The organism is Pseudarthrobacter sp. fls2-241-R2A-168, assembly GCF_030209335.1.
GTDB lineage: Bacteria > Actinomycetota > Actinomycetes > Actinomycetales > Micrococcaceae > Arthrobacter.
Genome location: NZ_JARVSG010000004.1, coordinates 242,153 through 265,801, shown reverse-complemented (window position 1 = coordinate 265,801; position 23,649 = coordinate 242,153). Strand labels below are relative to the sequence as shown.

At 65.0% G+C, this 23,649-nt stretch carries 17 protein-coding genes; 11 read left to right on the top strand and 6 right to left on the bottom strand.

Features of this window, described 5'->3' with window-relative positions; translation table 11 throughout:
- Nucleotides 1–107 precede the first annotated feature (107 nt).
- Complete coding sequence (locus QRN11_RS03145; RefSeq protein ID WP_285249848.1) at nucleotides 108–914, top strand: GAF and ANTAR domain-containing protein; 807 nt, start codon at nucleotides 108–110, stop codon at nucleotides 912–914.
- A gap of 211 nt (nucleotides 915–1,125) precedes the next feature.
- Nucleotides 1,126–3,417, top strand: a complete 2,292-nt coding sequence (locus QRN11_RS03140; RefSeq protein WP_285249847.1) for a fibronectin type III domain-containing protein — start codon at nucleotides 1,126–1,128, stop codon at nucleotides 3,415–3,417.
- A 398-nt stretch (nucleotides 3,418–3,815) separates the two neighbouring features.
- Here QRN11_RS03140 and QRN11_RS03135 read toward each other — a convergent pair whose 3' ends face one another.
- Both QRN11_RS03135 and QRN11_RS03130 read right to left on the bottom strand, forming a co-directional pair.
- Nucleotides 3,816–5,249 carry a sensor histidine kinase gene (locus QRN11_RS03135; RefSeq protein WP_285249846.1) on the bottom strand — a complete coding sequence of 478 codons (1,434 nt, stop codon included), beginning with the start codon at nucleotides 5,247–5,249 and terminating at the stop codon, nucleotides 3,816–3,818.
- Between the two features lie 16 nt (nucleotides 5,250–5,265).
- Nucleotides 5,266–6,624, bottom strand: a complete 1,359-nt coding sequence (locus tag QRN11_RS03130; RefSeq protein WP_285249845.1) for a BTAD domain-containing putative transcriptional regulator — start codon at nucleotides 6,622–6,624, stop codon at nucleotides 5,266–5,268.
- Between the two features lie 374 nt (nucleotides 6,625–6,998).
- Here QRN11_RS03130 and QRN11_RS03125 point away from each other — a divergent pair, with 374 nt between their 5' ends.
- The 7 genes from QRN11_RS03125 to QRN11_RS03095 all read left to right on the top strand — a co-directional run bounded on the left by QRN11_RS03125 (nucleotide 6,999) and on the right by QRN11_RS03095 (nucleotide 18,274).
- Nucleotides 6,999–8,540 carry a sensor histidine kinase gene (locus tag QRN11_RS03125; protein ID WP_285249844.1) on the top strand — a complete coding sequence of 514 codons (1,542 nt, stop codon included), beginning with the start codon at nucleotides 6,999–7,001 and terminating at the stop codon, nucleotides 8,538–8,540.
- Nucleotides 8,525–9,223 carry a response regulator transcription factor gene (locus QRN11_RS03120; protein ID WP_285249843.1) on the top strand — a complete coding sequence of 233 codons (699 nt, stop codon included), beginning with the start codon at nucleotides 8,525–8,527 and terminating at the stop codon, nucleotides 9,221–9,223. The genes QRN11_RS03125 and QRN11_RS03120 overlap by 16 nt, the downstream gene beginning before the upstream one ends.
- A 95-nt stretch (nucleotides 9,224–9,318) precedes the next feature.
- Nucleotides 9,319–9,819, top strand: coding sequence for a hypothetical protein (locus tag QRN11_RS03115; RefSeq protein ID WP_285249842.1), 501 nt, complete (start codon nucleotides 9,319–9,321; stop codon nucleotides 9,817–9,819).
- Nucleotides 9,820–9,969: 150 nt separating this feature from the next.
- Nucleotides 9,970–15,120: a peroxidase family protein gene (locus QRN11_RS03110; protein WP_285249841.1), complete on the top strand. Its 5,151-nt coding sequence runs from the start codon at nucleotides 9,970–9,972 to the stop codon at nucleotides 15,118–15,120.
- A gap of 126 nt (nucleotides 15,121–15,246) precedes the next feature.
- Complete coding sequence (locus tag QRN11_RS03105) at nucleotides 15,247–15,600, top strand: hypothetical protein (protein ID WP_285249840.1); 354 nt, start codon at nucleotides 15,247–15,249, stop codon at nucleotides 15,598–15,600.
- Between the two features lie 142 nt (nucleotides 15,601–15,742).
- Nucleotides 15,743–17,725 carry a hypothetical protein gene (locus QRN11_RS03100; RefSeq protein WP_285249839.1) on the top strand — a complete coding sequence of 661 codons (1,983 nt, stop codon included), beginning with the start codon at nucleotides 15,743–15,745 and terminating at the stop codon, nucleotides 17,723–17,725.
- Nucleotides 17,726–17,863: 138 nt separating this feature from the next.
- On the top strand, nucleotides 17,864–18,274 hold the full coding sequence (locus QRN11_RS03095; protein ID WP_285249838.1) for a DUF6855 family protein: 411 nt from the start codon (nucleotides 17,864–17,866) through the stop codon (nucleotides 18,272–18,274).
- A gap of 127 nt (nucleotides 18,275–18,401) precedes the next feature.
- Here QRN11_RS03095 and lepB read toward each other — a convergent pair whose 3' ends face one another.
- From lepB to QRN11_RS03080, 3 genes are all read right to left on the bottom strand, one after another.
- Complete coding sequence (lepB, locus tag QRN11_RS03090) at nucleotides 18,402–18,980, bottom strand: signal peptidase I (RefSeq protein ID WP_285249837.1); 579 nt, start codon at nucleotides 18,978–18,980, stop codon at nucleotides 18,402–18,404.
- On the bottom strand, nucleotides 18,959–20,569 hold the full coding sequence (locus QRN11_RS03085) for a multicopper oxidase family protein (RefSeq protein WP_285249836.1): 1,611 nt from the start codon (nucleotides 20,567–20,569) through the stop codon (nucleotides 18,959–18,961). Before QRN11_RS03085 ends, lepB begins: the two co-directional genes overlap by 22 nt.
- Before the next feature lie 126 nt (nucleotides 20,570–20,695).
- Nucleotides 20,696–21,208 carry a hypothetical protein gene (locus QRN11_RS03080; protein WP_285249835.1) on the bottom strand — a complete coding sequence of 171 codons (513 nt, stop codon included), beginning with the start codon at nucleotides 21,206–21,208 and terminating at the stop codon, nucleotides 20,696–20,698.
- 460 nt (nucleotides 21,209–21,668) lie between these two features.
- Here QRN11_RS03080 and QRN11_RS03075 point away from each other — a divergent pair, with 460 nt between their 5' ends.
- The gene (locus QRN11_RS03075) at nucleotides 21,669–22,067 is read left to right on the top strand and encodes an Hpt domain-containing protein (RefSeq protein WP_091416454.1); all 399 of its coding nucleotides are present in this window, start codon (nucleotides 21,669–21,671) and stop codon (nucleotides 22,065–22,067) included.
- Between the two features lie 185 nt (nucleotides 22,068–22,252).
- A complete protein-coding gene (locus QRN11_RS03070; RefSeq protein WP_502935006.1) occupies nucleotides 22,253–23,482 on the top strand; it encodes a glycosyl hydrolase in 1,230 nt (409 codons plus the stop codon).
- A gap of 13 nt (nucleotides 23,483–23,495) precedes the next feature.
- Here QRN11_RS03070 and QRN11_RS03065 read toward each other — a convergent pair whose 3' ends face one another.
- Nucleotides 23,496–23,642: a hypothetical protein gene (locus QRN11_RS03065; protein WP_285249833.1), complete on the bottom strand. Its 147-nt coding sequence runs from the start codon at nucleotides 23,640–23,642 to the stop codon at nucleotides 23,496–23,498.
- Nucleotides 23,643–23,649: the final 7 nt, after the last annotated feature.

Sequence of the window (23,649 nt, the reverse complement as noted above, 5' to 3'; positions counted from 1 at the left end):
TGCCCTGCTGAAAAGTCGAGTACCGGTTACTCGGGCGTTCCCTCTCCCCCACCCCGTATCGTGCAGCAAGAGATATCCTCGGGGACCGCTGCTGACGGGAGCAGGTTGTGGGAATTGAGCTGCGCCTGAAGCGGGCGCCCCATCAAGCGGGGGCCGGTGACGGCAGCAACGGAACGGCGCGGTTCCACAGCCGGTCAGCGGCCCCGCCCAGGTTCGGCGTTCTATTGGACCTGCGTGCCCACAGTGACGAGGCCTCCCTGCAACTCCTCGGCCTGGCCGCAACATCCGCCCTGTCGGAGCTGGCCGGATGCACCCTGGACTGTGCCGTGACACTGGTACGCCCACGCCACCCGGCCTTGACGGCAGGCGCCAGCAGCGGCGCCACCTTCCTGGCACAATCCGATCAAAGCCGCGGGGACGGACCGGTATCCCACGCCCTCGCCGGGCATCTGGCGCTCATGGCCAACAGCTACTCGGCCGATCCCCGGTGGCCTTCGTATTGGCGCCCTCTGGGCGAGGCCGGCTACAGGTCGCTCCTGTCCGTGCCGCTGCAGCTTCACGCGGACAGCCTGGCAACCCTGACGCTCCTGGCCCCGCAGGACAACGCCTTCACTCCCGGCGTTATAGTCGCGGCCGGCGCCTTCAGCAAACTGGCAGCAGGCAGCTACCTGTCGGCAGCTGAGTTGCGCGCAGCACAGGCCAGGGCGGAACAACTCGAGGCGGCCCTGCAGGGCCGTACCTCCATCGACGTCGCCTGCGGAGTGATCATGGGACAAAACCGGTGCTCCTACGACGACGCTTTCCACATCCTTGCCCAAGCCTCAAGCCACCGGAACGTCAAAGCCCGCGTCGTAGCGGAAACCATGCTGCGGGAACTGCCGGGCGGCCTGCCCTCAACGCATTTCAAGGAATGAAGCGCGGCCGTTTTGATGCCCGCGTCCGCTCCTTGGGATTCCCTAGGAACGGTTGAACCCGCAGTACGGGCACTGGGGCTTTCACGCCTTCCTGACAACCACAGACGAGGCATGGATCCAGCTGCTGGCTAGTCTTTCTCCAAGGTGGCGTTCCTAGGTTGTAGCTGTGCGTGAAGCCTTCGCGCATGCTCCCAGGACCTGCGAGGTTGTCATGAAAACAGCACCAAACCAACCAAGAGAGCCGAGGTACCGCCGCCAAAGCTACGGACGTGCCGCCATTGTCGGCTCTGTCTCGACCGTACTTTGCGCCGCGTCCCTCTTAGCCATCCCGACGGCGAACGCGGCTGTCCCGGCGTTCCCCAACAACGTGGTGGTGTTCCCCGACCGTGACTTCGTCACGATTGAGGGCTACCAGGACAAATTGGGCCAGACCGCCACCGTGGAGGTCAGCCGGCCGGGAGTCGGCCTGGTCGGTTCCGCCCAGGGCGTCGTCGCAGCCGGTGACGTGGCCTTCGAAATCAACCACCCCGGCGGCTTCTGCTGGGGTGCCGGGACAAACCTGAAAGTCACTCCCGATATCCAGCCCGGTGACGCCGTGTCCATCAAGTTCGGCGGCGCGGAAGCAGGCACCACCACCGTGCAGGACACCTTCGTCAACACCAGTTCCGTCCTCACCAACGGGAACACCGTGACCGTCAAGGGGCACGTCGGATCGGGTGTCAACAGGGACCAGATGGAACAACGCATTATCGAGCCTGCTTTGAAGGACACCTCAGTAGGCCGCCGGGACGTCCGTGCGGTCTCCGGGCCCCAGGCGGTGGAGGACGGCTACCAGTCCCGCCTTGAATTTGGACTCGACGGCCCGGATTCCTTCACCGCCACGTACATCTTTGACGAACCAGCCGCCGCCGAACTTGCCGCCGCCGCCGGCGGCGCGCGTTCCATGGCGTGGCAGGAACAGGATGCAGACGGAAACCGGCAGGGCCTGACCATCGCAGAGTTCGGCGAAGCCGGCGGCCCTGGAATGGGCGGTTGCCCTAACGGGCCACTGGGCTCCGGTCCCGTGGGGCCCACCAACGTGTCCGCAGCCAAAGTCAACGGTGACTTGAAGGTGAACTGGACGCCCGCTGCGGCTATCCCCGGAACACCGGCTATCACCGGTTACCGCGTCACTGCGGTTGCGCAGACAATGACCGGGAACGAACAGGTGGAGTCCGGCGTGCGCATCAACAGCCAGGCTGCCTCCAGCACCACCATCAAGGGCCTGGCCAGCGGTGAAGAATATGACGTCTACGTAGTATCCGTCAGCAGCGTGGGCGAGACGTACCCGGCCATCCACGCCTTTGCCGAAACGGACACCAAGGCACCGCTGGTGACGGCGTCGCCCAATGGCGGTACCTTCTCCACTCCACAGGAGCTGAAGCTGGAAGCCGACGAACCGGGCAGCGACATCTACTACACAACGGACGGATCAGACCCTGCGACCAACGGCGGTGGCGCTCCCAACGCAACCCTGTACAAGGGTCCGATCATGGTCAGCGAGAGCACCACCTTCACCTTCAGCGCAATCGATCCGTCCGGCAATGAATCCGATAACGGCACGGCCGAGTTCACCATCACCAATGATCCGGTACCGGCCGCCCCTGTCATCAGCTCCGCGCCCAAGGCAGGGATGGGAACGGCGGAACTGTCCTGGACAAAACCGGACGCCGGAGCGGCCGGGCTGGACATCACCGGCTACACAGTGCAGGCCTACACCGCCGGCGGTCCAGCGTTCGGCAGTCCCAAGAAGGTTGCCGGGGACATCACGTCGCTGGTCTATGACGGGCTGACTGGTGACACGGCCTACGAGTTCACCGTGAGGGCCAGCAACGCAAACGGCGATGGACCAGAATCAGCCAGAAGCGCTCCCGTCACCGTACAGGGCGCCGTTGTGGCCATTGCCGGACCGGACCAGACCGTCACGCGGCGGACCACGCCCACTACGGTCACCCTGGACGGCACCGGTTCCAGCACCGCCGGCGCCACCTATAAATGGGAGCAGGTTTTGACCGGAGCCTCGGATCCGGACAAGGTTCTCCTGAGCGCAGACACCACACTGAAGCCAACCTTCAGCCTGCCAATCTACAAGTACCCGATGACCAACAATCCGCTGACCTTCAAACTGACAGTCACTGTTGGCACCACCACACTCACGGACGAGGTCAAGGTAACGCCCGTCCCGGACAAGGTCACCATCAGCCTGGCCCAGTGGAAGATCGGGGATCTGCGGATCAACGGCACCAGCAACGTGGTGGGCGGCATAGTGACCGTGCACGTTGGCGGCCCACAGGGCCGTGTGCTGGGCCAGGCAAACGTGACCCCCGCGGTCGCTCCGGAAACCGGCGGCGTCTACACACTGCGGCTGCGGAATGCCGACGCAGGCACCACCAACCCCGGCAGCGTCTGGATCGAATCCAGTGTGGGAGGCACTGCCGGCCCCACCGCTGTGGCGAACAAATAGCCGCAAGGGGTTCCTGCACTAACTAAGGCCCGGCGGCTCCCGGTACCAATCCGGAAGCCGCCGGGCCTCGGTGTGTCCGCTGTCGCGCTGGTCCCTTTTGGTGCTGTTCGCTGGCGCGCCGTCCCGAGGCGCTATCCGCCGTCGCGGGTTGTCCCCAAGGTGCTATCCGCCGTCACGCGTTGTCCACCCCTGATGCTGTCCGCCGTCGGGCCGTCCCGACAAGGCGGTATCCGCCGTCGTGCGTTGTCCCGATGAGGCGCTATCCGCCGTCAGGCGTTGTCCCCAAGGTGCTATCCGCCGTCGTGCTGCACCCAACTGCTCTGCGCTCTGCCACCCATTGCGTCCCGGAGCCGTTGTCAGCCGGACAGCCCGCATGGATCAAAAGACCACCAGGCCGGTCAGAAAGCGGCAGTACCCCGCTGTGCCGGTATCGCCGCCACGTCCTGTCCAGGGGCTGCACCCGGGCCAGGCAGGCCGGCGAACCGGAGGGCGGGCGCGGCCACACCGAAGGTGGCTGTCACGATGGTCCCCAGCCCCGGGGTGGAGCGGACTTCAAGGCCGCCGCCCGCCTGCTGGATGGTGTCCCCCAGGATCCGCAGGCCAAAATGGCCTTCCGGCCGGGGCCCGCCCGGGTTGAAGCCGCGGCCGTTGTCCGAGACTGTGATCTGCGTGATCTGGCCGGCCTGCCGGATCCGAATCTTCACGGAGTGCGCCGCGGAATGCTTGGCGGCATTAACCAGGGCTTCGCGGGCCACACGATAAACCAGCACGGCCCGGTCCCGGTCCAGGTCCAGCTTGTCCGGTATGTCAACGGCCAACCGGATGCCGCGCTCCACGAGGGGCGCCTCCAGCCTCGCAATGGATGCCTTCAGCCCGAGCTCATCGAGGTCGGGAGGATACAGCTCGCTGGTCATGGCCCGGAGGGTGCGGATGTTGTCCTGCAGCATGCTGCGCGCCTTCGAGAACACGGGCCCTTGCTCTGCCGGGCCCCGTCCCTCTACTGATTCGAGGGCATACGCCAGCCCGGACAAGTCCTGGATCACTTCGTCGTGGAGTTCACTGGCGATCTGCCGGCGCTCGTGGTCCGACGCCTCGATCGCACAGTGCAGCAGGGCTGTGCGTGCGGCCTGGTGGACCTGGATCCGCCGGGCCAGCCGGACGGCCGGAATCAGCTGCGCCAATTGGAGGACGGCCAATGACAACAGCATCGGCGGCACCATACCCATCAGGACGGCCTGCTGTTCGCTGCGGACCCCGTCGCCCGAAGAGTAGGTTTCGAAGATCATCGGCGCACCGCTTTGGGACGTTGAACGGACGTAGACCTCCACCAGTTCGCCGGAGCCGGTCTCGAACGCATTTTCCGCCGCGTCCTGTGGTTCCAGGGTGGCCGTGGCCGGGCCGCCGGCGAGCAGCCTGCGCGCCCATTCCTCCTGTTCGAACACCTGCCCGATGAGTGATTCGGCGTCCGAGTAGATCACCTCGCCGTGTTCGTCCCACACTTTAATCCTGGCTACGCCGCTCTCCGCCAGCCACGGCTCGAGCCGTTGATCCAGCAGTTGCAGCGCGGCAGGATCATGGGCAATGAGCTGGTCCGTGATCAAGGGGCCCACCACCCGGTCGGCCAGACGCTGGGTAACATTTCTTGCGTTGTCCAAAGCGTGCCTTTCGGCAGCGTCCCGGATCCAGAAGGCAACGGGGGTGGCCACCAGGACAAGCGCTATGAAGCCTGCGGTAAGAAAACGCGCAACGGCGGCCCTGACCTCACGCCGCTCGGCGCTGCCACGACCACCGCGGTTGGCGGGAGCGGCATCCCCGGCATTTCGTCCTGGCATGGCGGGCCTGCTGTGGCTAAGCCGAAAGTCCCGGTGCCTGCGCCCCCGTGCTGCCCAACCCGATAAGGAGGGACGGGTGCACAATCAGGTTGCCGGGCCGGGCGTGCCTCAAGGTGTCCAGCATGATCCCCAGGGCGCCGTCCTTCGGAAGGAATGCGCACACCCCCATGCCGGCGGCCTCACGAAGGGCTTCCTGCGACGGGTTGCCCGTCAGCATGACGATCCTGGCATCGGGGGCTTCAGCGAGAATGCGTTCGGACGCCGTAAGCCCCGAACCGTCAGCGAGGTGCAGGTCCATAATGACGACGTCGGGCTGCAGTTCATGGAACATGCTCACCGCTGATGCCACTGACTTGGCCGCTCCCACACTCGCGAGGTCCGGCTCCCGGTCCAGCGCTCCGGCCAGCAGGTCCGAAAACGTGGTGTGATCGTCAGCGATCAGGATCCGCAGGCGTTCCGTTTCCTGCCGGGTGGCTGCGGGGGCAGGGTGGCGGCTTTCCTTGACCACATGAATGGGACCCCGGACTTCCGCCGGTCGTGACGCTGCCGCGGTGTTTGACAGGAGCCTGGCTTGTGCCGCCCTCAGCAACGGACCGGGGGCGCAGCCCAGTTCCTCATCCATGACCCTCCGGCAGCGGTCGTACGTCCGCAGGGCTTCGGTGTTCTCCCCATTGCGTTCCAGTCCAAGAACCAGGGCCGTCCATGCCCGCTCGTTGAGGGGATCTTCCTTCAGCGCCGCGTTGCTGAAGGTCATCGCCTTGGCAACGTCACCGACAGAAAGGGCCGCTTCTGCAGCCAGCACGCGTGCAATGTTAACCTGGTCCGCATGCAAGGCCCGCTCTTGCTCGGCCCAGGCCGGCAGCAGTTCGTCCCCGAGCAGCGGAGCCGAAGCCAGCTCAAGTGCTTTGGTGAGCAAGGCGAGCGCCTCGCTGGGTTCGGCCTGGCTGGCCATTTTTGTCAGAGTCTCAAAGCGGTCCAGATCCAGTTCCACGAGCGAACGGTCGATGGCATAGCCGCCTGTGACTGTCCGGAGGGGGCCAGTCCGGCCAGCGCCTGGCTGCAGGTGGCGTCGAAGGACACTGACGTAGCTTTCAAGCGTAGGCAGGGCAACGGCTGGATGGTTGCCGTCCCAGAGCAAGTCCATGATGCGGGTCTTGGATACCGCCGAGCCGAAACTCAACAAGAGGATTTCGAGCACTTGGCGGGGCTTGGGTCCCCCCAGGTCCTTGGCGGTGAGTTCCTTTCCACCGCGGCGGATTGTCAGCGGACCAAAAACAGAAATCTGAAGCGCCGGCATCTGTGGCGGTGCTACAGAAGGTGCTAAAGAAAGGGTGCGGGCATCGGCCGCTTTCTTCGCCAGTTCCAGAGTAATCACGAAGGTCTCCCCCAAATACAAATAGGTCAATGCGTGAGTCCCATTGAAAAGGGTGGGCAAACACCCGGACAACAGTGTTGAGTACTCAGTTCTTGGAGTACCCATACTTGGGTTTTGAGGCCCCTACGCACAGCCGGTTTTGCCACCCCACGCCGTGACCTGAAGGAAGAAACCGGCGGGGAAGCGTTTCCGCTGGTTAGACCAACGATTTGATGCTCGTGGGGATGTTGGGAAAAACCTAGGTAGCCTCTTGGGAGCGCGATGGGCAGAGCCAAAGCTTTCCCCAACCGGCCTACCCTATTTTTCCTTGTATGGGCACACTGGCGGTTTGTGACGACAGCTCTGGTGCCGGCGCCGATGGGAGGGGAATCCAGATGAACGTATCCACCAGGGCTTTCCTCAATCTCCCTTCGATGTTGGGCAATCTGTCACTGGCTGGTGGTTGGCAGCGGCTGCGGGCAGGACTGCATACTGTCCGCTTTCGCGTTCTTGCCACTGTCCTGGCTTTCCTGGCGGCGGGCCTGCTGGTTGCCGGCATCACCACGCTTGCCCTTGACTTGCGTAGCCTCAACAGCCGGGTCAACGAGGATCTCCTGCTCCAGTCCGAGCGGCTCCAGAACATCGCGGAACAGGGTGTTCCGGGCGGAGGCCCCTCCAGCTCCCTGGAAGTACTGTTTACCGTTTTCCTCCAGGGTGACACCCCGGGCCGGTATGACTCCGTGATGGCCACCATCAACGGCGGCAATACGTTCCTGCCCGCGGGAGGCCAGCCAACAGATCTCGCGGCTTCCGCAGTGCTGGAGACTGTCCGCGCGGAGCAGCGGGAAGGGCGCACCGTGTTCCATGACATGACCCTGGACGGCCGGCAGGTACGCCTGGCCATCACGTCAGTATCGCTCGGTGACGGAACGGCCGGCGGGCTTTTGGTGGCAGCGAATGAGATTGGGCGTCAGCGCGAGCAGGCCATCGGGTCCTTCGGGACTTTCGCGCTGGTCTCGCTGGCCACGCTGCTGCTGGCCGGCGCCGTGGGCTACATCGTCACGGGCCGGTTGTTTGTTCCCGTCCGGCGCCTGCGCCAAGCCACTGGATCCATCACCTTTGACGATCTGAGCAGCAGGGTCCAGGTACCGCCCGGAGACGACGACGTCTCGCAACTGGCCACCGACTTCAACCGCATGCTCGACAGGCTGGAAACCGGCATCGCCGACCAGCGCCGGTTTGTGGATGATGCCAGCCATGAACTTCGTACACCCCTGACCATCATCGGCGGCCACCTCCAGCTGCTTTCGGCGGCAGACCCCCAGGACGTCGCCGAAACCCAGGTCCTGCTGCTGGAAGAACTGGACAGAATGCAATCCCTGGTGGATGAGCTCCTCCTGCTCGCCCGCAGCGGGCGTCCGGATTTCCTCCGGCCGGACTGGATCGACGTCGACTCCTTCCTGCAGGCTGCGATGAACAGGATCAAGGTGCTGGCCGACCGGCAGTGGCGGATCGACGCCATGCCAGGGGGCCGCATCCGCGCAGACCGCCACCGCCTCACCCAGGCGGTGGAACAGCTGGCAGCGAATGCTGTGCAGTCAACGCGGCCGCACGATGTGATTTCCCTTGGTGCAGCATGGACCGGAACGCCGGACGGCACGGCACTGCCGGGACAACCCGGATCTTCCGGAGCGGGCCTGGACATCTGGGTGGCAGACACAGGGTGCGGCATCAGCGCAGCGGACCAGGAACGGATCTTCGACCGCTTCGCCAGGGCGGGAGTTTCCCGCGGCACGGAAGGATCGGGGCTGGGCTTGCCCATCGTCAAGGCCATCGCCGAAGCACACAGCGGCGCACTGCGGGTTACTTCACGGATCAACGAGGGCAGCCGGTTTGTCCTTTCACTGCCAGGAGGAATGACATGCCAAGGATCCTGATCGCCGACGACGAACCACGGATCGCGAGCTTCATCACCAAGGGCCTCACAGCCGCAGGTTTCACCACCACTTCCGTGGAGGACGGCATCCGGGCGCTGGACTACGGCAGCTCCGGGGAGTTCGACCTGCTCATTTTGGATATCGGCATGCCCAGGATGGACGGACTGGCTGTGCTTGCGGCCTTGCGGTCAATGCGCTGCGAGGTTCCAGTGATAGTGCTGACGGCCAAGGACTCACTCCAGGACACCCTTGGGGCGCTCGACGGCGGTGCGGACGACTACATGACCAAACCCTTCCGCTTCGAGGAACTTCTTTCGCGGATCCGCCTGAGGCTGCGTGACGGCGCCGGTGCGCAGGCGCCGCCGGTCCCGGTACACGGGGACATCAGCCTCGATGTCGACCTCCGCTGCGCAACCGTGCGGGGCCGGACAGTGCCGCTGTCCGCCAGGGAATTCGCCATGGCCCGGGCGTTTGTGGAGAACGAGGGCAAACTGCTCACCCGGGAGCAGCTGCTCAGCCGGGTATGGGGATACGACTTTGACGGGTCCTCCAACGTGGTGGACGTCTACGTGGGGTACCTGCGCAACAAGCTTGGCCCGGAAAAATTCCTGTCCGTCCGCGGTGCGGGATACCGCTTTGTAGCCGTCCCGGCTTCCCCCTCGCAGGCATCTTCGGCTGGATGAGAAGTCTCTCATAAACATCTCATCCCCCTCTCACGGGCCCCGGGCACAGTGGATGCACAACCAAAAGCGGATACACCACCAAGAAAGGCGAACCGATGAAGAAGTTCTGGTATCTTCCTGTTGCAGCTGTTATGGGCGCGGCGAGTCTCACCGTCTGGACCCAGGCCAACGCAGGCCCGCCCCCGGCTGTGTCGCCGGGCGTGGTGGTCGCGGACGTGAAGTCCGGCGACGACAAGCCCAAAACCGAGGACCGGCCGGCGCAGCTGCCCGCCCCAAGGCCCAGCGCCACCATCACCGCGGTTCCCGAGCCTGCCGCCGGTCAAACGCAGCTCGTGCCGGCCGAACCGCAGACTGTTCCACCCGTCGTCGATGACAAAGGCGGCCTCCGGGCACCCGGCGTCTCGGACGACCCCGTCACCCACGACCTCGGCGACGACAAAGGCGGCCTCAGGGCACCTGGCGTCACCGACGACCCCGTCACCCACGACCTCGGCGACGATAAAGGCGGGCTCAGGGACGCAGGCGTTTCGGACGACGGCCCCACCCATGACGCCGGCGACGACAAGGGCGGTCTTCGGGAAGGGGACGACGATTAGGGCAGCGACTGCCAGCACCTGACCGCCCGGCACAAGGTTTTCCCTAGAAGGCCATAACACCATGGCCTTGTTTCGCCGGCTCTACTGGGGAGCCGGCCCTACGGGGGGAACCGATTGAGGATGAAGGCTTTAACGCGCCAGTCACCGTCCATGCCACACCACAGGACCGGGAGCGCGCGCCTGCGGTTCCTGGCGGCTTCCGGAGCGCTGGCTTTGGCGGCCTCCATGGGCCTGCCGCCCCTCCCTGCCAACGCCGTGCAAGCCCCACCGGGCGCGGGCTTCACCATCACACCTGCCGACTTGTCCTTCATCCTGAAGCAGATCAAGATCGCTGAAGCCCACGTTGCCAACACCACCTCCGCAACAGGGCCTTGCGGTGCCCTGGTGGGAACCGGCCCCAACCAGCTGGCCAGCCCCCTGCTGTCCCACGGCCTCCGCACGGTGGATGGCAGCTGCAACAATCTCCAGCCCGGCCAGGAAAACTTTGGCGCCTCGGACCAGGTGTTCCCGCGCCTGGGCTCCAAGTCCTTCGGCGCCGCAGAAAGCGGCTCCTTCGGCGGACCACCCATGGCAACGGGCTACACCCAGAAATCCGGCAGTGTCTTCGATTCGCGGCCACGCACCATCAGCAACCTCATCGCGGACCAGACCTCCACCAACCCCGCAGCTGTGACGGCCGCCGGGTTCCCCGCGCGAAGCCAGGGCAACGAGGGCGTGGTGCCCTGCACCACGGACCCCGATCCGGACGCCGATCCCCCGGTGAAAGCCGCACCGGACGGCTGCGTCCCCTCGCACAACACGCTGTTCATCCCTAATGTCACCACCGACGTCGGCCTCTCCCCGCCCTACAACTCCCTCTTCACCCTGTTCGGGCAGTTCTTCGATCACGGCATCGACCAGACAGTCAAAGGCGGAGGCACCGTCTACGTTCCGCTCAAGGCCGATGACCCGCTGATCGCAGGCCCGGACCACGTCTTCGGCAACGCCGATGACCTCAACCCGCACATGCGTTTTATGGTGCTGACCCGGGGCCAGAACCAGCCGGGCCAGGACGGCGTCCTGGGAACTGCTGACGATGTACAGGACGCGCTGAACACCAACTCGCCGTGGGTGGACCAGAGCCAGACCTACGCCTCGCACTCCTCCCACCACGTATTCCTGCGCGAGTACGTCAACAACTCCGCGGGCCGGCCGGTGGCTACAGGCCGGATGCTGGGCGGCCCGGCGGGCACGCCCACGGAAGGCGGCATGGCCACCTGGGCCGATACCAAACGGCAGGCCCGGGAGCTGCTCGGAATACAGCTGCTGGACAAGGACGTCCTGAACGTCCCCCTGCTCGCCGCCGATCCCTACGGCAAGTTCATCCCCGGCCCCAAAAACGGTTTGCCGCAGTTCGTCACGAGGTCGGGCCTGGTGGAGGCGGACCGCACCGCGAATGACGGCCGCGGAACGCTGGTCCCGCAGGACGTGCTGTACTTCAACACCCCGTTCCTGACGGACATCGCCCACAATGCGGACCCGTCCCCGCAGGACTCCGACCACAATCCGGCCACCCCGCCGTCGGCGCCCACCCCCGACGGCGACAAGGCCGCCTCCGCGGATTTCGCCAGCCAGGCGCCGGGCACCTATGACGACGAAATGCTGGACGCGCACTACATCGCCGGCGACGGCAGGGTGAACGAGAACATCGGCCTGACCGCCATCCACCAGGTGTTCCACTCCGAGCATGACCGCCTGGTGGGGGACATCAAGCGGGTCCTCGCCAATGACACCTCGGCCAGGGGCACCGCAGCCCTCGCCGAGTGGAAGCTGGCGGCGGGCGCCGGGGGTTGGAACGGCGAGCGGCTGTTCCAGGCCGCACGGTTCATCACGGAGATGGAGTACCAGCACCTGGTGTTCGAGGAGTTCGCACGGAAGATCCAGCCCGGCATCAACCCCTTTGAGCCCTTTGCCTTCGCGCAGACGGACATCAACCCGGCCGTCAGCGCCGAATTCGCCCACGCGGTGTACCGCTTTGGCCATTCAATGCTCACGGAGACCATTTCCCGCCGCAACGAGGACAGCCCGGGGGCTGACAAGGTGTTTGGAACGTCCGACGACGTCCGGGGCTCCCGGAATGACATTTCCCTTCTCGAGGGGTTCTTGAATCCGCCCGCCTACACCGATGGGGGCCCAGCCGGGGCGCTCACCTCCGAGGAGGCCGCAGGCAGCATCATCATGGGCATGTCGGACCAGGTGGGCAGCGAACTGGATGAGTTCGTCACCGATACGCTCCGCAACAAACTGCTGGGCCTGCCCATGGACCTGGCCGCGATCAACCTCACGCGAGCCCGGTCAGAGGGCCTGCCCACGCTGAACGCGCTGCGCCGGGAACTTCACGGCGCCACCAACGACAGCCAACTCAAGCCGTATGCCAACTGGATCGATTTTGGCGAAAACATCAAACACCCGGCGTCCCTGGTCAACTTCGTGGCCGCCTATGGCCAGCACCCCTCCATCCTGGCAGCCACCACGCTGGAAGCCAGGCGCACGGCAGCCCGGCTTATCGTCAGCCCGGACGCCCTGGCCGGCGAGGTGTCCCCCGAGGATGCGGTGGACTTCATGAACAGCACCGGTGCCTGGGCCAACAAGGGGACTACATCCATCACCGGGCTCGACGACGTGGATTTGTGGATCGGCGGCCTGGCCGAACGGACCAACCTGTTCGGCGGTCTGCTCGGCAGCACCTTCAACTATGTCTTCGAGAGCCAGATGACCGATCTGCAAAACGGTGACCGGCTGTACTACCTGGCGCGCACGCCCGGCATGAACCTGATGGCACAGCTCGAAGGAAACTCGTTCGCCGAAATGATGATGCGCAACACCAACGCGCAGGCGCTGAAAGCCGATGCCTTCGCCACTGCCGATTGCAAGTTTGAGCTGAAGAACCTCAATGGAACGCCCGCGGGCTTCGCGGCCGCCGGCAACGCCGTCGCGGACGATCCCCAGTCGGAGTGCAACGAGTCTGCGCTGCTGATCCGCATGCCCGACGGCACCATCAAATACCGCGCATCGAACGGTGTGGACCCGGCCGGCATCAACGGCCAGGCCGTCTACAACGGATCGGTCAATGCCGACCGCATCCACGCCGGCGTGGACAACGACACCATGTGGGGCGGCGCGGGCAACGACGTCATCGAAGGCGGCGACGGCGCCGACACCGTGTTGGGCGGCGATGGCAATGACGTCATCACCGACTCGAATGGCGACGACATCCTCAAGGGCGGCCCGGACAATGACGCAATCGACGGCGGCCCCGGCCTGGACCTGCTCCTGGGCGGAGACGGGCGGGACTTTATCAATGGCGGCGCGAACTCGAACGAAACGTTCGCCGGCGAAGACGACGACTTCGTGATCGCCGGTGAAGGCCTGGACGCCGTGTTCGGCGGCGGCGGCAACGACTGGGCCGAAGGCGGCGACGGCCCCGACCTGCTCATCGGCGACTCCAGCAACCTGTTTTTCCTGGACGATTCCGAGAAGCCCGGCAACGACATCCTGGTGGGCCAGGGCGGCGACGACGACTACGACATGGAAGGCGGGGACGACATCGGAATTGCCGGGCCCGGCGTGGAAAAGGTGGCTGGTGCGTCCGGCTACGACTGGGAGAGCGGCGAATATGATCCCCAGCCGCAGGACGCGGACCTTGACCTGCCCATAGCGCCGCTGGACATCCTCCAGGTGGGTGTCCGGGACAGGTACAACGAGGTGGAAGCGCTCTCCGGCGGTCCTTTCGACGACAGGCTCCGCGGCGACGACATCATTCCCAAAACCAGGGGCGGCGCAGGCTTCATCGGCTGTGACGTGCTGGACCAGGCCGGCGTGGACCGCATCAAGGGACTCAGCGAGCTGATCCCGTCGCTGCCCACTCCCCTGGCCGACGTCGTCAATGCCTCCGCCTCGAAGGAATGCCCCGTGCTGGCCGGCCCCTCGGTCTGGGGTGAGGGCAACATCCTCCTGGGCGGCGGCGGCAGCGACCTCCTTGAGGGCCGCGGCGGCGATGACATCATCGACGGCGACCGGTACCTCAGCGTCCGGCTCAGCGTCCGCACGGATGCCAGCAACGCATCCAGTGAAATCGGCAGCGCCACGGCAATGAACGCGCAGTACCAGCGCACCTCCGACGGCGCGCTGACCGGCCCGACGCTCCAGCAGGCTGTGTTCGCGGGCACCGTGGACCCTGCCAACATCATCGTTGTCCGGGAAATCCTGCGCTCCAGCGAAGGAACCGACACCGCGGTGTTCTCGGACTTCGAGGCCAACTACACCGTCACCACCACCGGCGGCGACGGCACCCTGGGCTCCCCGGGCTCCGTCACCACCGTCCAGCACATCACCGGCGGGGACGGCACGGACACCTTGTCCAACATCGAGCAGCTCGTCTTTGGCGACGGAACCGTTGCAGCGGGCGACGATCTCGGCGAGGAGGCCGAGGATGAGGTGGACGAGGTTGAGGACGGTGTGGATGCAGGCGTCGAGGAGGAAGTCGATGACGGAATCGACGAGGTCATTCCGGGTGACGGCGAGGTGGTGGTCATCATTACGCCGACGCCGGACACGGAGCCCGCACCCGGTCCTGCGCCTGTGGACCCCGCACCAGCCAACCCTGCACCCGGTCCTGCACCCGTGGACCCGGCGCCAGCGGACCCGGCCCCCGTTCTCCAGGCACCCGCCGGTCCCGCACCGGCAGACCAGGTGCCCGCGGATCCGGCACCTGCCGATCCCGCATCTGCCGATCCGGCACCCACGGATCCCGCACCCGCCGATCCCGCACCCGCCGGCTTCTTCGTCCGAACCGTTGATTCGATGGGAACCCAGGTGGGCGAGATCGTGGCTGCCGAACCCGGTGCCACCAGGGTGGTGGTTCCCGGCCTGGAGAACGGCACCCCCTACAGGTTCCAGGTTGCACCGGCCGACGGCGGTGTTCCCGAATTCTCCGACTTGAGTGGTGCCGTTGTGCCCGGCGCCACCGAGGAGGACCGCCGCACCTTCAACCAGGACGCATTGCCTCTGGAGGCCGGGACGGACCAGCTGCCGGCGGCAGGAGCTGCACCGTTCGGCGGAGTGTTCGGAACGGCACCGGTGATCACCCTGGCGGCACTGGCCCACTACCTGTCCACCAGCCCCGGAACCGCGGCCCTGGCCCTCACCACAGGGGGCCTGCTGGCAGCCTGCGCTTTGCTGGCCTACAAGCTGTACCGCGCCCGTGCCAACACCAGCGCCAGCGCCCGGAAAGCAGCCGCCAAGGAGCCCACCAAAGCCTGACTGACGGGGAGCACGCCGCCCGGCGTGCTCCCCGCTTGGCTAAAGAAACTCCCACCTTGGGAAAGAGCGAAACACTAAGGCTGGCTGCACATGGTTCCCACAACATGTCAGCAGTAACTTCACTTCATGGTTACTTGCTCAGTCCTCCGATGCACCAATCCCGGCTCCGCCTTTACGGTAGGCAGCCAACGCCTGGTTCCCGGCTATCACGAGGCCTACGTCTGTGCGGAGCACAAGGCGTTGATCGAAGCCGGCGCCCCTTGGGATATGGAAGGGAACCTGGTCCTGATGGGCATGGACCTGGCGCCCATCCTCGCGAATTGGCGCGCCCGCCCCAGCGTTGGGTCTGAGGGCTTCACCCTCACCCTTGAAATCGCCGGCCAGATAAAGCCGGTGGAAGTTTTCCTGATGCCCAGCGAGGCCAGGACGCTGTCCAGCTTCATCGATGCGGCAAACAGCGACGGCGGCGTGTGCGCTTAGCGCTCCAAGCTTTTTCCAAGGCCAACCGGGGCGGCAATCTTCGAGCATTTCGGCTGCTGCACACTCCAAGGCGGGCACAACGTATCTCCAAGCCCCATGCCGAATATTGGATGCCATCAGCACCCTTTTCTGAGGAGAAAAAATGGTATCCACACCAGCTGAATCCACAGGCAGCCGCCTGAACCCTAGAGTTGCCACGCGCCGCGGCGTTGCCGCGGCTGCCGCCGTCATCCTGACAGCCGCTGGCCTCAGCTCGGCTGTAGCAGCCACGCAGGTAACAGTTAAGAACCCGGGGCAACTGACCGCCGTCGGCCCTGTCAACACCGAATACGGCTTCCCGTCCTGGTACGAGGACAGCACGAAAACCCGCGTGGAGTTGTGCCTTGACGCGGAGAACCCCTTATGCGGATTCCTTCCCGGCGACGTACCGGACGAAACGGCACCCATCTCGTTCCCGGACAACTTCCCGGACGAAGCCTTCTATATGCTCGCCGGCTCGGAGCTAGACCTGCCCGGCGGTGGACGGGCAGTGCTGGTCCTCGGTTTGGAAGCCGCATTTGCGAATACGGTTACCGCCGGCGACCAGGTGGTGTTTGGCCGCCAACGCATTGTGGTCAAGGGCGGACCGGCGAACGCCGCGCTGGAGTTCAAGCACCCGTACGGCACCATCACCATCGACACCGACGCTGCCGGGGACGGCAAGCTGGTGGAAGACATCTCACCAGCAGCCGGTAACTTCACCACCGCCCTGAAGAGCAACGTGGGACCCTTCCTGAAGTGGGATCCGGCGGTCGCTCCGGCGGCCCCCGAGGGCTACCTCGGAGACCCGAACCAGGAACACGCGGTGACGGGCAGCCCCATGAACTACAACAAGTTCTCGGTCACAGGCGGCGGGCTTTCCCTTGAAACGGACCAGTTCGGCCTTCAGGGCAAAATTTCCACCAACCGTGGAGTCAGTGCCGATGGCGCGGTCCACAACGGGGACATGATCGACGTCTTCGCCACCAGTGGCCCCGACTCGCAGCTCCAGGTGGACGGACAGGGCTCCGCCTTCGCGACCACCCCCATGATCAGCGATCCGGGCAGCGGCCGGTACTACGCCCGGATCAAGCTCAACGGCACTGCCCCGGAGAGCATCAAGATCACCAATATTGGCGACAAACCCGCCAGCAGCAGCATCGTCAAGCTGGCCAAGCCAAGCACCATTTCCGTCACCAAAGCAACGTTCGACGGGACATCCCTGACAGTCGGCGCCGTATCCGGCGAAGACGGAGCATTGACCGTAACCGACGTAGGTACCCTGGATAATCCCGCTCCGGGCACACCCACCGAGAAGTCCTTCCCGGTCAAAGCACCTCCCGCAAATGTCACCGTGAAGTCCGCTTCCGGCAGTTCAGCGTCCCTGCAGGTCACCGTCAGCGGCGGCACGGCAACCCCGTCGGGACTGGATCCTGTCACTCCGCAGCCGGACCCGGGTCCTGTGGTGGAGACGGGCGGCGGTTCAGGAACCGTCACCCCGGCTCCTGACCCCACCCCCGCCACCACCGCAACAGCCACCGCCGCCTCTCCCACGCTGACCCGTGGCGGCAGCGTCCAGCTGGATGGCAGCGCCTCCACCGGGGCCGCCATCTACAAGTGGCGCCAGGTTGGCGGTCCCGCGGTAACCCTGTCCAGCGACACGGCAGCAAAACCCGTGGTATCCATCCCGTTCTACGCCAAGACCACGGACACGGCGCCCCTGCCGGCTGTCACAGAGGGTGCGGTGCGGATCGAGCTGGTGGTCACCGATAAGGCCGGTGTCAGCAGCGCCCCGGCCTTCGTTGACCTGGCCATCCAAACGGACACCGTGGCCGTTGACCCCGGATCCCGCCACCGCCTCGGGACGGAGATGCGCATTGAAGGCACCTCCACACTGGGCACCACCACCCTGTTGATTCCGGCCACCACCGTGGTGGTCTACGACACCACTCCCGGCCGGCCGGTGACCAAACTCGGTACAGCGCAGGTTGACACCCTGGGCGCCTGGTCCCTGAGGGCCAAGCCCGGACCCAACCGGCAGATCACCAGCGTGTTGGTCCAGACCAGCCGCGGCGGCACTGCAACGGGAGCTGTCGCTACCCGCTAGCCGCTCTGGATGCTAAAAGTCCAGGACCCTGTCCGCTGATGCGGGCAGGGTCCTGGACTTTTGGCTGCCGAGGCTAGGCAGCACACCTTCCAGCCCATAGGCTGATGGCCGAGGTCCGAATCCATGAAGGGGTGCAGAGTGGCAGAAGGAACCAAGGCCGATCCGTGGCGGCTGGTCACCGCCCCGGGATCGTCTGAATACACCATGTACAAGGATCCCGAGGCGGATCCTCCGGCACTGGTCTGCCAGGTAGGCTCCACCACGCTGAAGTATCACCTGCAAGCCATCGAAGACCTGCATGCCTGGCTGGTGGAGCAGGGCGGCTGGGTTCCGCTCGGGGCGGCGGACGAGAACAAGCTGGCACCCGAAGGCAGCGTTGAGGCCTGGGGCAGGGATGAAGCCAACCCCGTGGGCGGCTGGTATGGGCTTCGGAAGGGCTACCGGGGCCGGTTCGGGATGTACCTTCCGCCGTTGCTGGAGGAACTCGGCCTTGCCGAACTCACCCATGACAAGCGCAACAACCTGGTCCGCGCCATCCCGCAGCCCTGATTAGCCCCCCCTCGTGCGCCTACCCGTCCTGCCCTGCCCGGCAATGCGTCCGGCGAAAGGGCAGGCACACTAGCAACGCCCCGGTCTCCCGGACCGGGGCGTTGCTATTGTGCGTTGAAGGACGGGCCTACTTCTGGCCCGTCAGCAGTGTTCCCTGGATCGCCGTCAAAGGCACTGCCCCGTAGTCCCTGGAATCGATGGACACACCGCGGTTGTCCCCCAACACAAAAACGCTGCCGGCCGGCACTACCTCCGGCCCGAAGTACGTGGCATCGATGCGGCTGTGGTCGATGAAGGGTTCTGGAACGGGGACGTCGTCGACGTACAGTTCGGAATCCCGGATGGCCACGGTCTGACCCTCCACTGCGATGATCCGCTTGATGGCCGTGTGGCCGTCAACGGGGCTGGTAAAGGCAACCACCACGCCATTCCGGATCCAGCCCGCCGCGGCGGCTGGCTTGTACAGGAGCACCACGGCGCCCTCGGCAATGGTGGGCTCCATGCTGTCCGAGGCAACGGTGAAGGGTTCCACCAGCCAGGCGCGGGCGGCGAAGATGGCCAGGGCGGGAATCAGCGCCCTGGCCAGGAGGCGGGAGTGCTGTCCCTTCAGGACATGGACTTTTGGCCGCAGCAGGCGGTGGCGTGGAGCCCGCCGCCTGCCGCGGCCAATGATGCGCGCCGTGGTCAGTCCTTCTCGTTGTCCCACGTGGCCTTGGCCGCCGTCATGGGATCATTCGGGTCCCAGTCGCTGTCCTTCAGTCCTACCCGGAATTGGACCATCATGTCGTGGTCCTCGTGCGGGAGGTTATGGCAGTGCATCATGTAAATGCCCTGCTGCGGCGTGAACTTCATCAGGACCCGGACGGTCTCGCCTTCACCGACGTACACCACGTCCTTCGGACCGCGTTCGTGGGCGAAGGGGGCCCCTCCGTTGCGGCTGAGGATCTGGAAGTCCACCAGGTGGATGTGGACGGGATGGAACCAGCCGCCGGAGGAGTTCTCGATTTCCCAGATCTCCACGTCGTTCAGCGCGGGATCGGCGACCACTTTCTTGTAGCCGCTGGCGATGACGTCCTGCCAGCTGTCATCGTTGATGGTCCACAGGTTGGAGCTGTCATTCCGCTTGACCCGGAACTTACGTGTTTTCACTGCCTGCCCCGCTGACAGCGACATGGCCTCGCTCTTCACAAGGGTGGTGGGGATCCGGTTCCAGGTGGGGTCCGAGGTGTCCACCGGCTCGTCCGTGACGTCAAACGCCATGATTTTGTTGGTGAAGTCGTAATCCACATTGTTTTTGTTGGACAGGTTCCGGAGTTCGATCCGCTGCCCGGTCTTGTACTTCCGGAAGTCGATCAGGACCTCGTAGCGCTCCGCACCGCCATGGCGGTAATTCGCCACGCTTTGCGCCGCCGGCATCAGGCCGCCGTCGGTCCCCACCAACACCAGGGGATCCCCCGTGCTGAGCGTCGGCCGCAGCGAGCGGGAGATGGAACAGTTAAGGATCCGGAAGCGGTATACGCGTTTCTGCACCTTCATGACCGGCCACGGCTTCCCGTTGACCAGGATCACGTCGCCCCACAGGCCCGAGTGGGTGTTGTCGTCGTACCCCAGGGACCCGTCGGCGGCGAACATCGCATCACTGACCGTCAGCGCCACATCGTACCGGCCCTGCGGGAGCAGCTGGCGTTCGATCGGATCGTGCATGTGGTACTGCGCGGCAAGGCCGGAATAGGCGTTGAGGGCCGTGAAGTGGACACCATGGTCGTGGTACCAGAGCGTGCGGGCCGGCTGGAAGTTGGGGTAATGGTAGTCCTTATAGAAACCCGGAAGCGTGATGTCGCTGGCGTAGCCGTCGTACTGCGGCAGGGACGCTGACCCGTGCAAGTGGGTGGACGTGGAGAGGGAGTGCCCGTCCAGCGCGTGCTGGGCCGGAAGCTGGTTGCGCACCCTCAAGACGGCTTTTGTGCCCTGGTCAAGGCTGATGGTGGGACCGGGGAACAATCCGTTGTAGCCGAGGATTGGCGTGGTGAGCCGCGGAAGGATGTTGGCCGTGGCGGCCTTCTCCGTCACCCGGTAGTAGTTGACCGGCAACCCGTCTGCAGGGTCGATGCCGGTGGAATAGGGTTCGAGGATCGGGGACTGGACAAAGGATGACTGGAACGGCCGAGGCATATCCCTGTCGCTGAGCCGGCTGGCCGACTTGGCCTCCACCGATCCTGTGGGCAACATGGCAGCCCCTGCTCCCAGGACTCCGAGTCCTCCGAATATTAGAACCTGTCGGCGTGAAATGGTCATGGCCGGCCTCCTTCGTTGTTGTGTCCGACTGTGCCGGAACCAGCTTGGAGATTTCCTGCGCAGGATTTGCGTGCCCTTGGAGAAACCATGAAGGCCGGCGCGCATCCCGGAAATCCGGCGGACACGCTACTTCCCTCCCCGGTGGTGTCCGGCGCCCAGTGACAGCCCTGGTCCTCCTGGCAGTTCCAGCGCCAGGTCGATTGCTTTATCCGGGAGCTCGTACACGAGCGTGGCGTTGATGCTTTCCCCTTGGCGGGCCTTGGCTGGTCCGGGAGAAAACCAGACCGGCTTCCAGGTCCCGGTGCTAAGGGCCGAGACGGTGTACCTGGACGGGTCGAAGGACAGGCCGTCCTGCTCCATCGCAGTCAGCTCCACCAGGATGCGTACCCGGTGCACTTCGTTGCCCGGCGGCTTGGCGAGCGCAGCCGACGGCGTGGGGGGCATCCATCCATCCACTTCGAGGGGTATCACGCCGTGGATGCGTGCCAGCCCGCCATCAAGGCTTCCTGATGCCCCCAGCATGGCAGGAGGCGTCCGCGGGGTGGCCAGCAGGATGCTGGCCAGCAGGGCCCCGACGATCGTGAGCAATATTGCCGGAACAAGATATTTGGTGCGCGTGCGCAATGCTGTTGGTGCCATACCGGCAGTGTCCCCACGGCTCCTAGGGAATCCCTAGGAGCGGGAAAAGGGACCTTCCCCCATCAAGTGAAGAACTTGAGCAAGTCCTGCGCCGTCCTTGATCATCTGCTCACCGGTCCTTGATCAAGGAGGTGCACAGTAGTCCCAGCGAGCGCAGTAGGTGTGTCCTGAATAGTTGAGTACTCATTACTCGTGCGCTCCAAATATCCCGCCCCGTAACGTGCAGCACAGAGTGCCGTTGTGGTCACTCGCTCAGGGTTTCGAAACTGTCAGGCGGGCAGGTTATGCGGATAAATTTCCGGGTGCGGACAGGGCATCCCAGGACCGGGGCCGATGGCGGAGGCGGCGGAACAGCGTTGTTCCGCAAAGAGCCATCGGCCCCTGCACCCTCCCGGCCGCGCCCGGGCTACGCGGCTTCATCCCCTGACCGCGCCGTTGGCAGCGCCCGGTGGGACCAGCAATGACCGTTGCGGAGTACGACGACGAGAGCGCACCGCTGCTGGACGGTTCAGTACTGGACAGGTTGCGTGAGGAGCTGGATGACGACGAAGGTGTGTGGAAGGTATTTATCCAGGACTTCGTTGCCCAGCTGCCGGCCAGGACGGAGAAGCTGCGCCTGGCGCTGACCACAGGAGACAGCGTGGGCGCCATGGTGGCAGTGCTGAGCCTGAAGACTTCGAGCCAGATGGTGGGGGCCGAACGGCTCGCGGACCTTGTGCTTGAGCTGGAGAACCTGCTCCGCGTCGAATGCTCCGGCCGCGACCCTGCTGTTGTCCTGCCTCGGCTCGCGGCAGGCCGCCTGGTGCAGATCAAGGAGTGCGCGCAACAGACCAGGTATTTCCTGCAGCGGCACCTTTAGCGGCCAGGCGTTCCCATGGAGCCCGTTCCGGGCGGAACGGTTTTGCAGGCCGGACCAAAAATGACATCAAGAAACTTGAGCGGATCTTGAGACTTTTGCTCCGGCAGGACCTTAGGATCGGGTCAGTGCCGCTGGCACCGGACTGACGGCTGCCGGACTGGCAGCCCCGACGATTGCGGGGACCGATCGCTGTGTTCAAGTTTGTAAAAGTACTTACCGCTGCCCTTGCCGTCAGCGCAGGCCTGGCACTGGCAGGGGTTCAACCGGTCCAGGCAGCACCAGCGGCCCAGGTTACGCTCAGCCCGGCCACGGGGCCGGCGGGATCTTCCGTCACTGTCAGCGGGGCCGGTTTTAAGGTTTCCACGTCCGGAACGGTCATAGTCGGCTCGGCGACGTTCCCTTTCCGGACGGCCTCCAACGGAGCGTTCAGCACGGCGATCACCATACCGGCGGCCGCAACGGGAAAATTGACCATCACCGCCAAGACCTCCTCCATCCAGGGGTCCTCGGTATTCACCGTGGCTCCCCCGGTGCAGGAGCTCCCGCCGGTCAGCACTGCCCGCCTGCGGTTCGGGGCGGCAACCCCAAATGGGCCCCTGGCCAGCGCTGAGCTGGACGAGGTGGTACGGCTGGCAGGGGAAAGCCCGTCCAGTGTCCTCTTCTACAAGGACTTCCTGCAGGCTCCGCCGATCAGCGAAATGAATGCGGCACGGGCACGTGGCGCAGTGCCGTTGGTGACGTGGGAGCCGTGGGCATGGGGAGGTGGACTGGATCAGCCCGCTTACGCATTGGACAGGATCGCTGCGGGCGATTTTGATGCCCGGATCGTTGAGTGGGGGCAGGCACTGGCTGCTTGGGGTTACCCGGTGCAGCTGAGGTTCGCCCATGAGATGAACGGCAACTGGTATCCCTGGGCAGAGGGCGTCAACGGCAATGGGGCCGGGGACTACGTCCAGGCATGGCGGCACGTGCATGATGTGGTGGCTGCCACGGGCGCATCCAATGTCTCATGGGTATGGAGTCCGAACGTTCCCTATTGGGGTTCCACTGACTTGGCCGGCTTGTTTCCCGGCGCCGGATATGTCGACGTCGTAGCCTTGGACGGATACAACTGGGGCACGTCAGCGTCGTGGAGCGGTTGGGTCTCGCCGCAGGATCTTTTTGCTCCGGGTATTGCCGAACTGAAGGCGCTGGCCCCGGGCCTGCCGATCCTGATCGCTGAGACCGCCTCCAGCGAGGCCGGCGGGTCCAAAGCCGCATGGAACACGGATCTGGTGTCCTACCTCGCGGCCCAGCCGGACGTGATGGGTTTCGTCTGGTTCCATATGCAAAAGGAAGCGGACTGGCGCATTAACAGCAGTGACGCCTCGGCGGCCGCCTTTAAGTCAGCGTTGGCGGCCCGCCGGGCGTCGTAGGGCTTGGGGCCGGTTACGGCCGGGCGGCGGGGTTCCGGCGTACCAGGGCGATCAGTGCCACACCAATGAGCATGATGCCGAGTGCGGTGAGCATGCCGGCTCCAACGTTGAGTCCGGTGTAGGCCAAAGCGGCGCCGGACGCGGGGATGGAGGCGTTCATTCCGTAC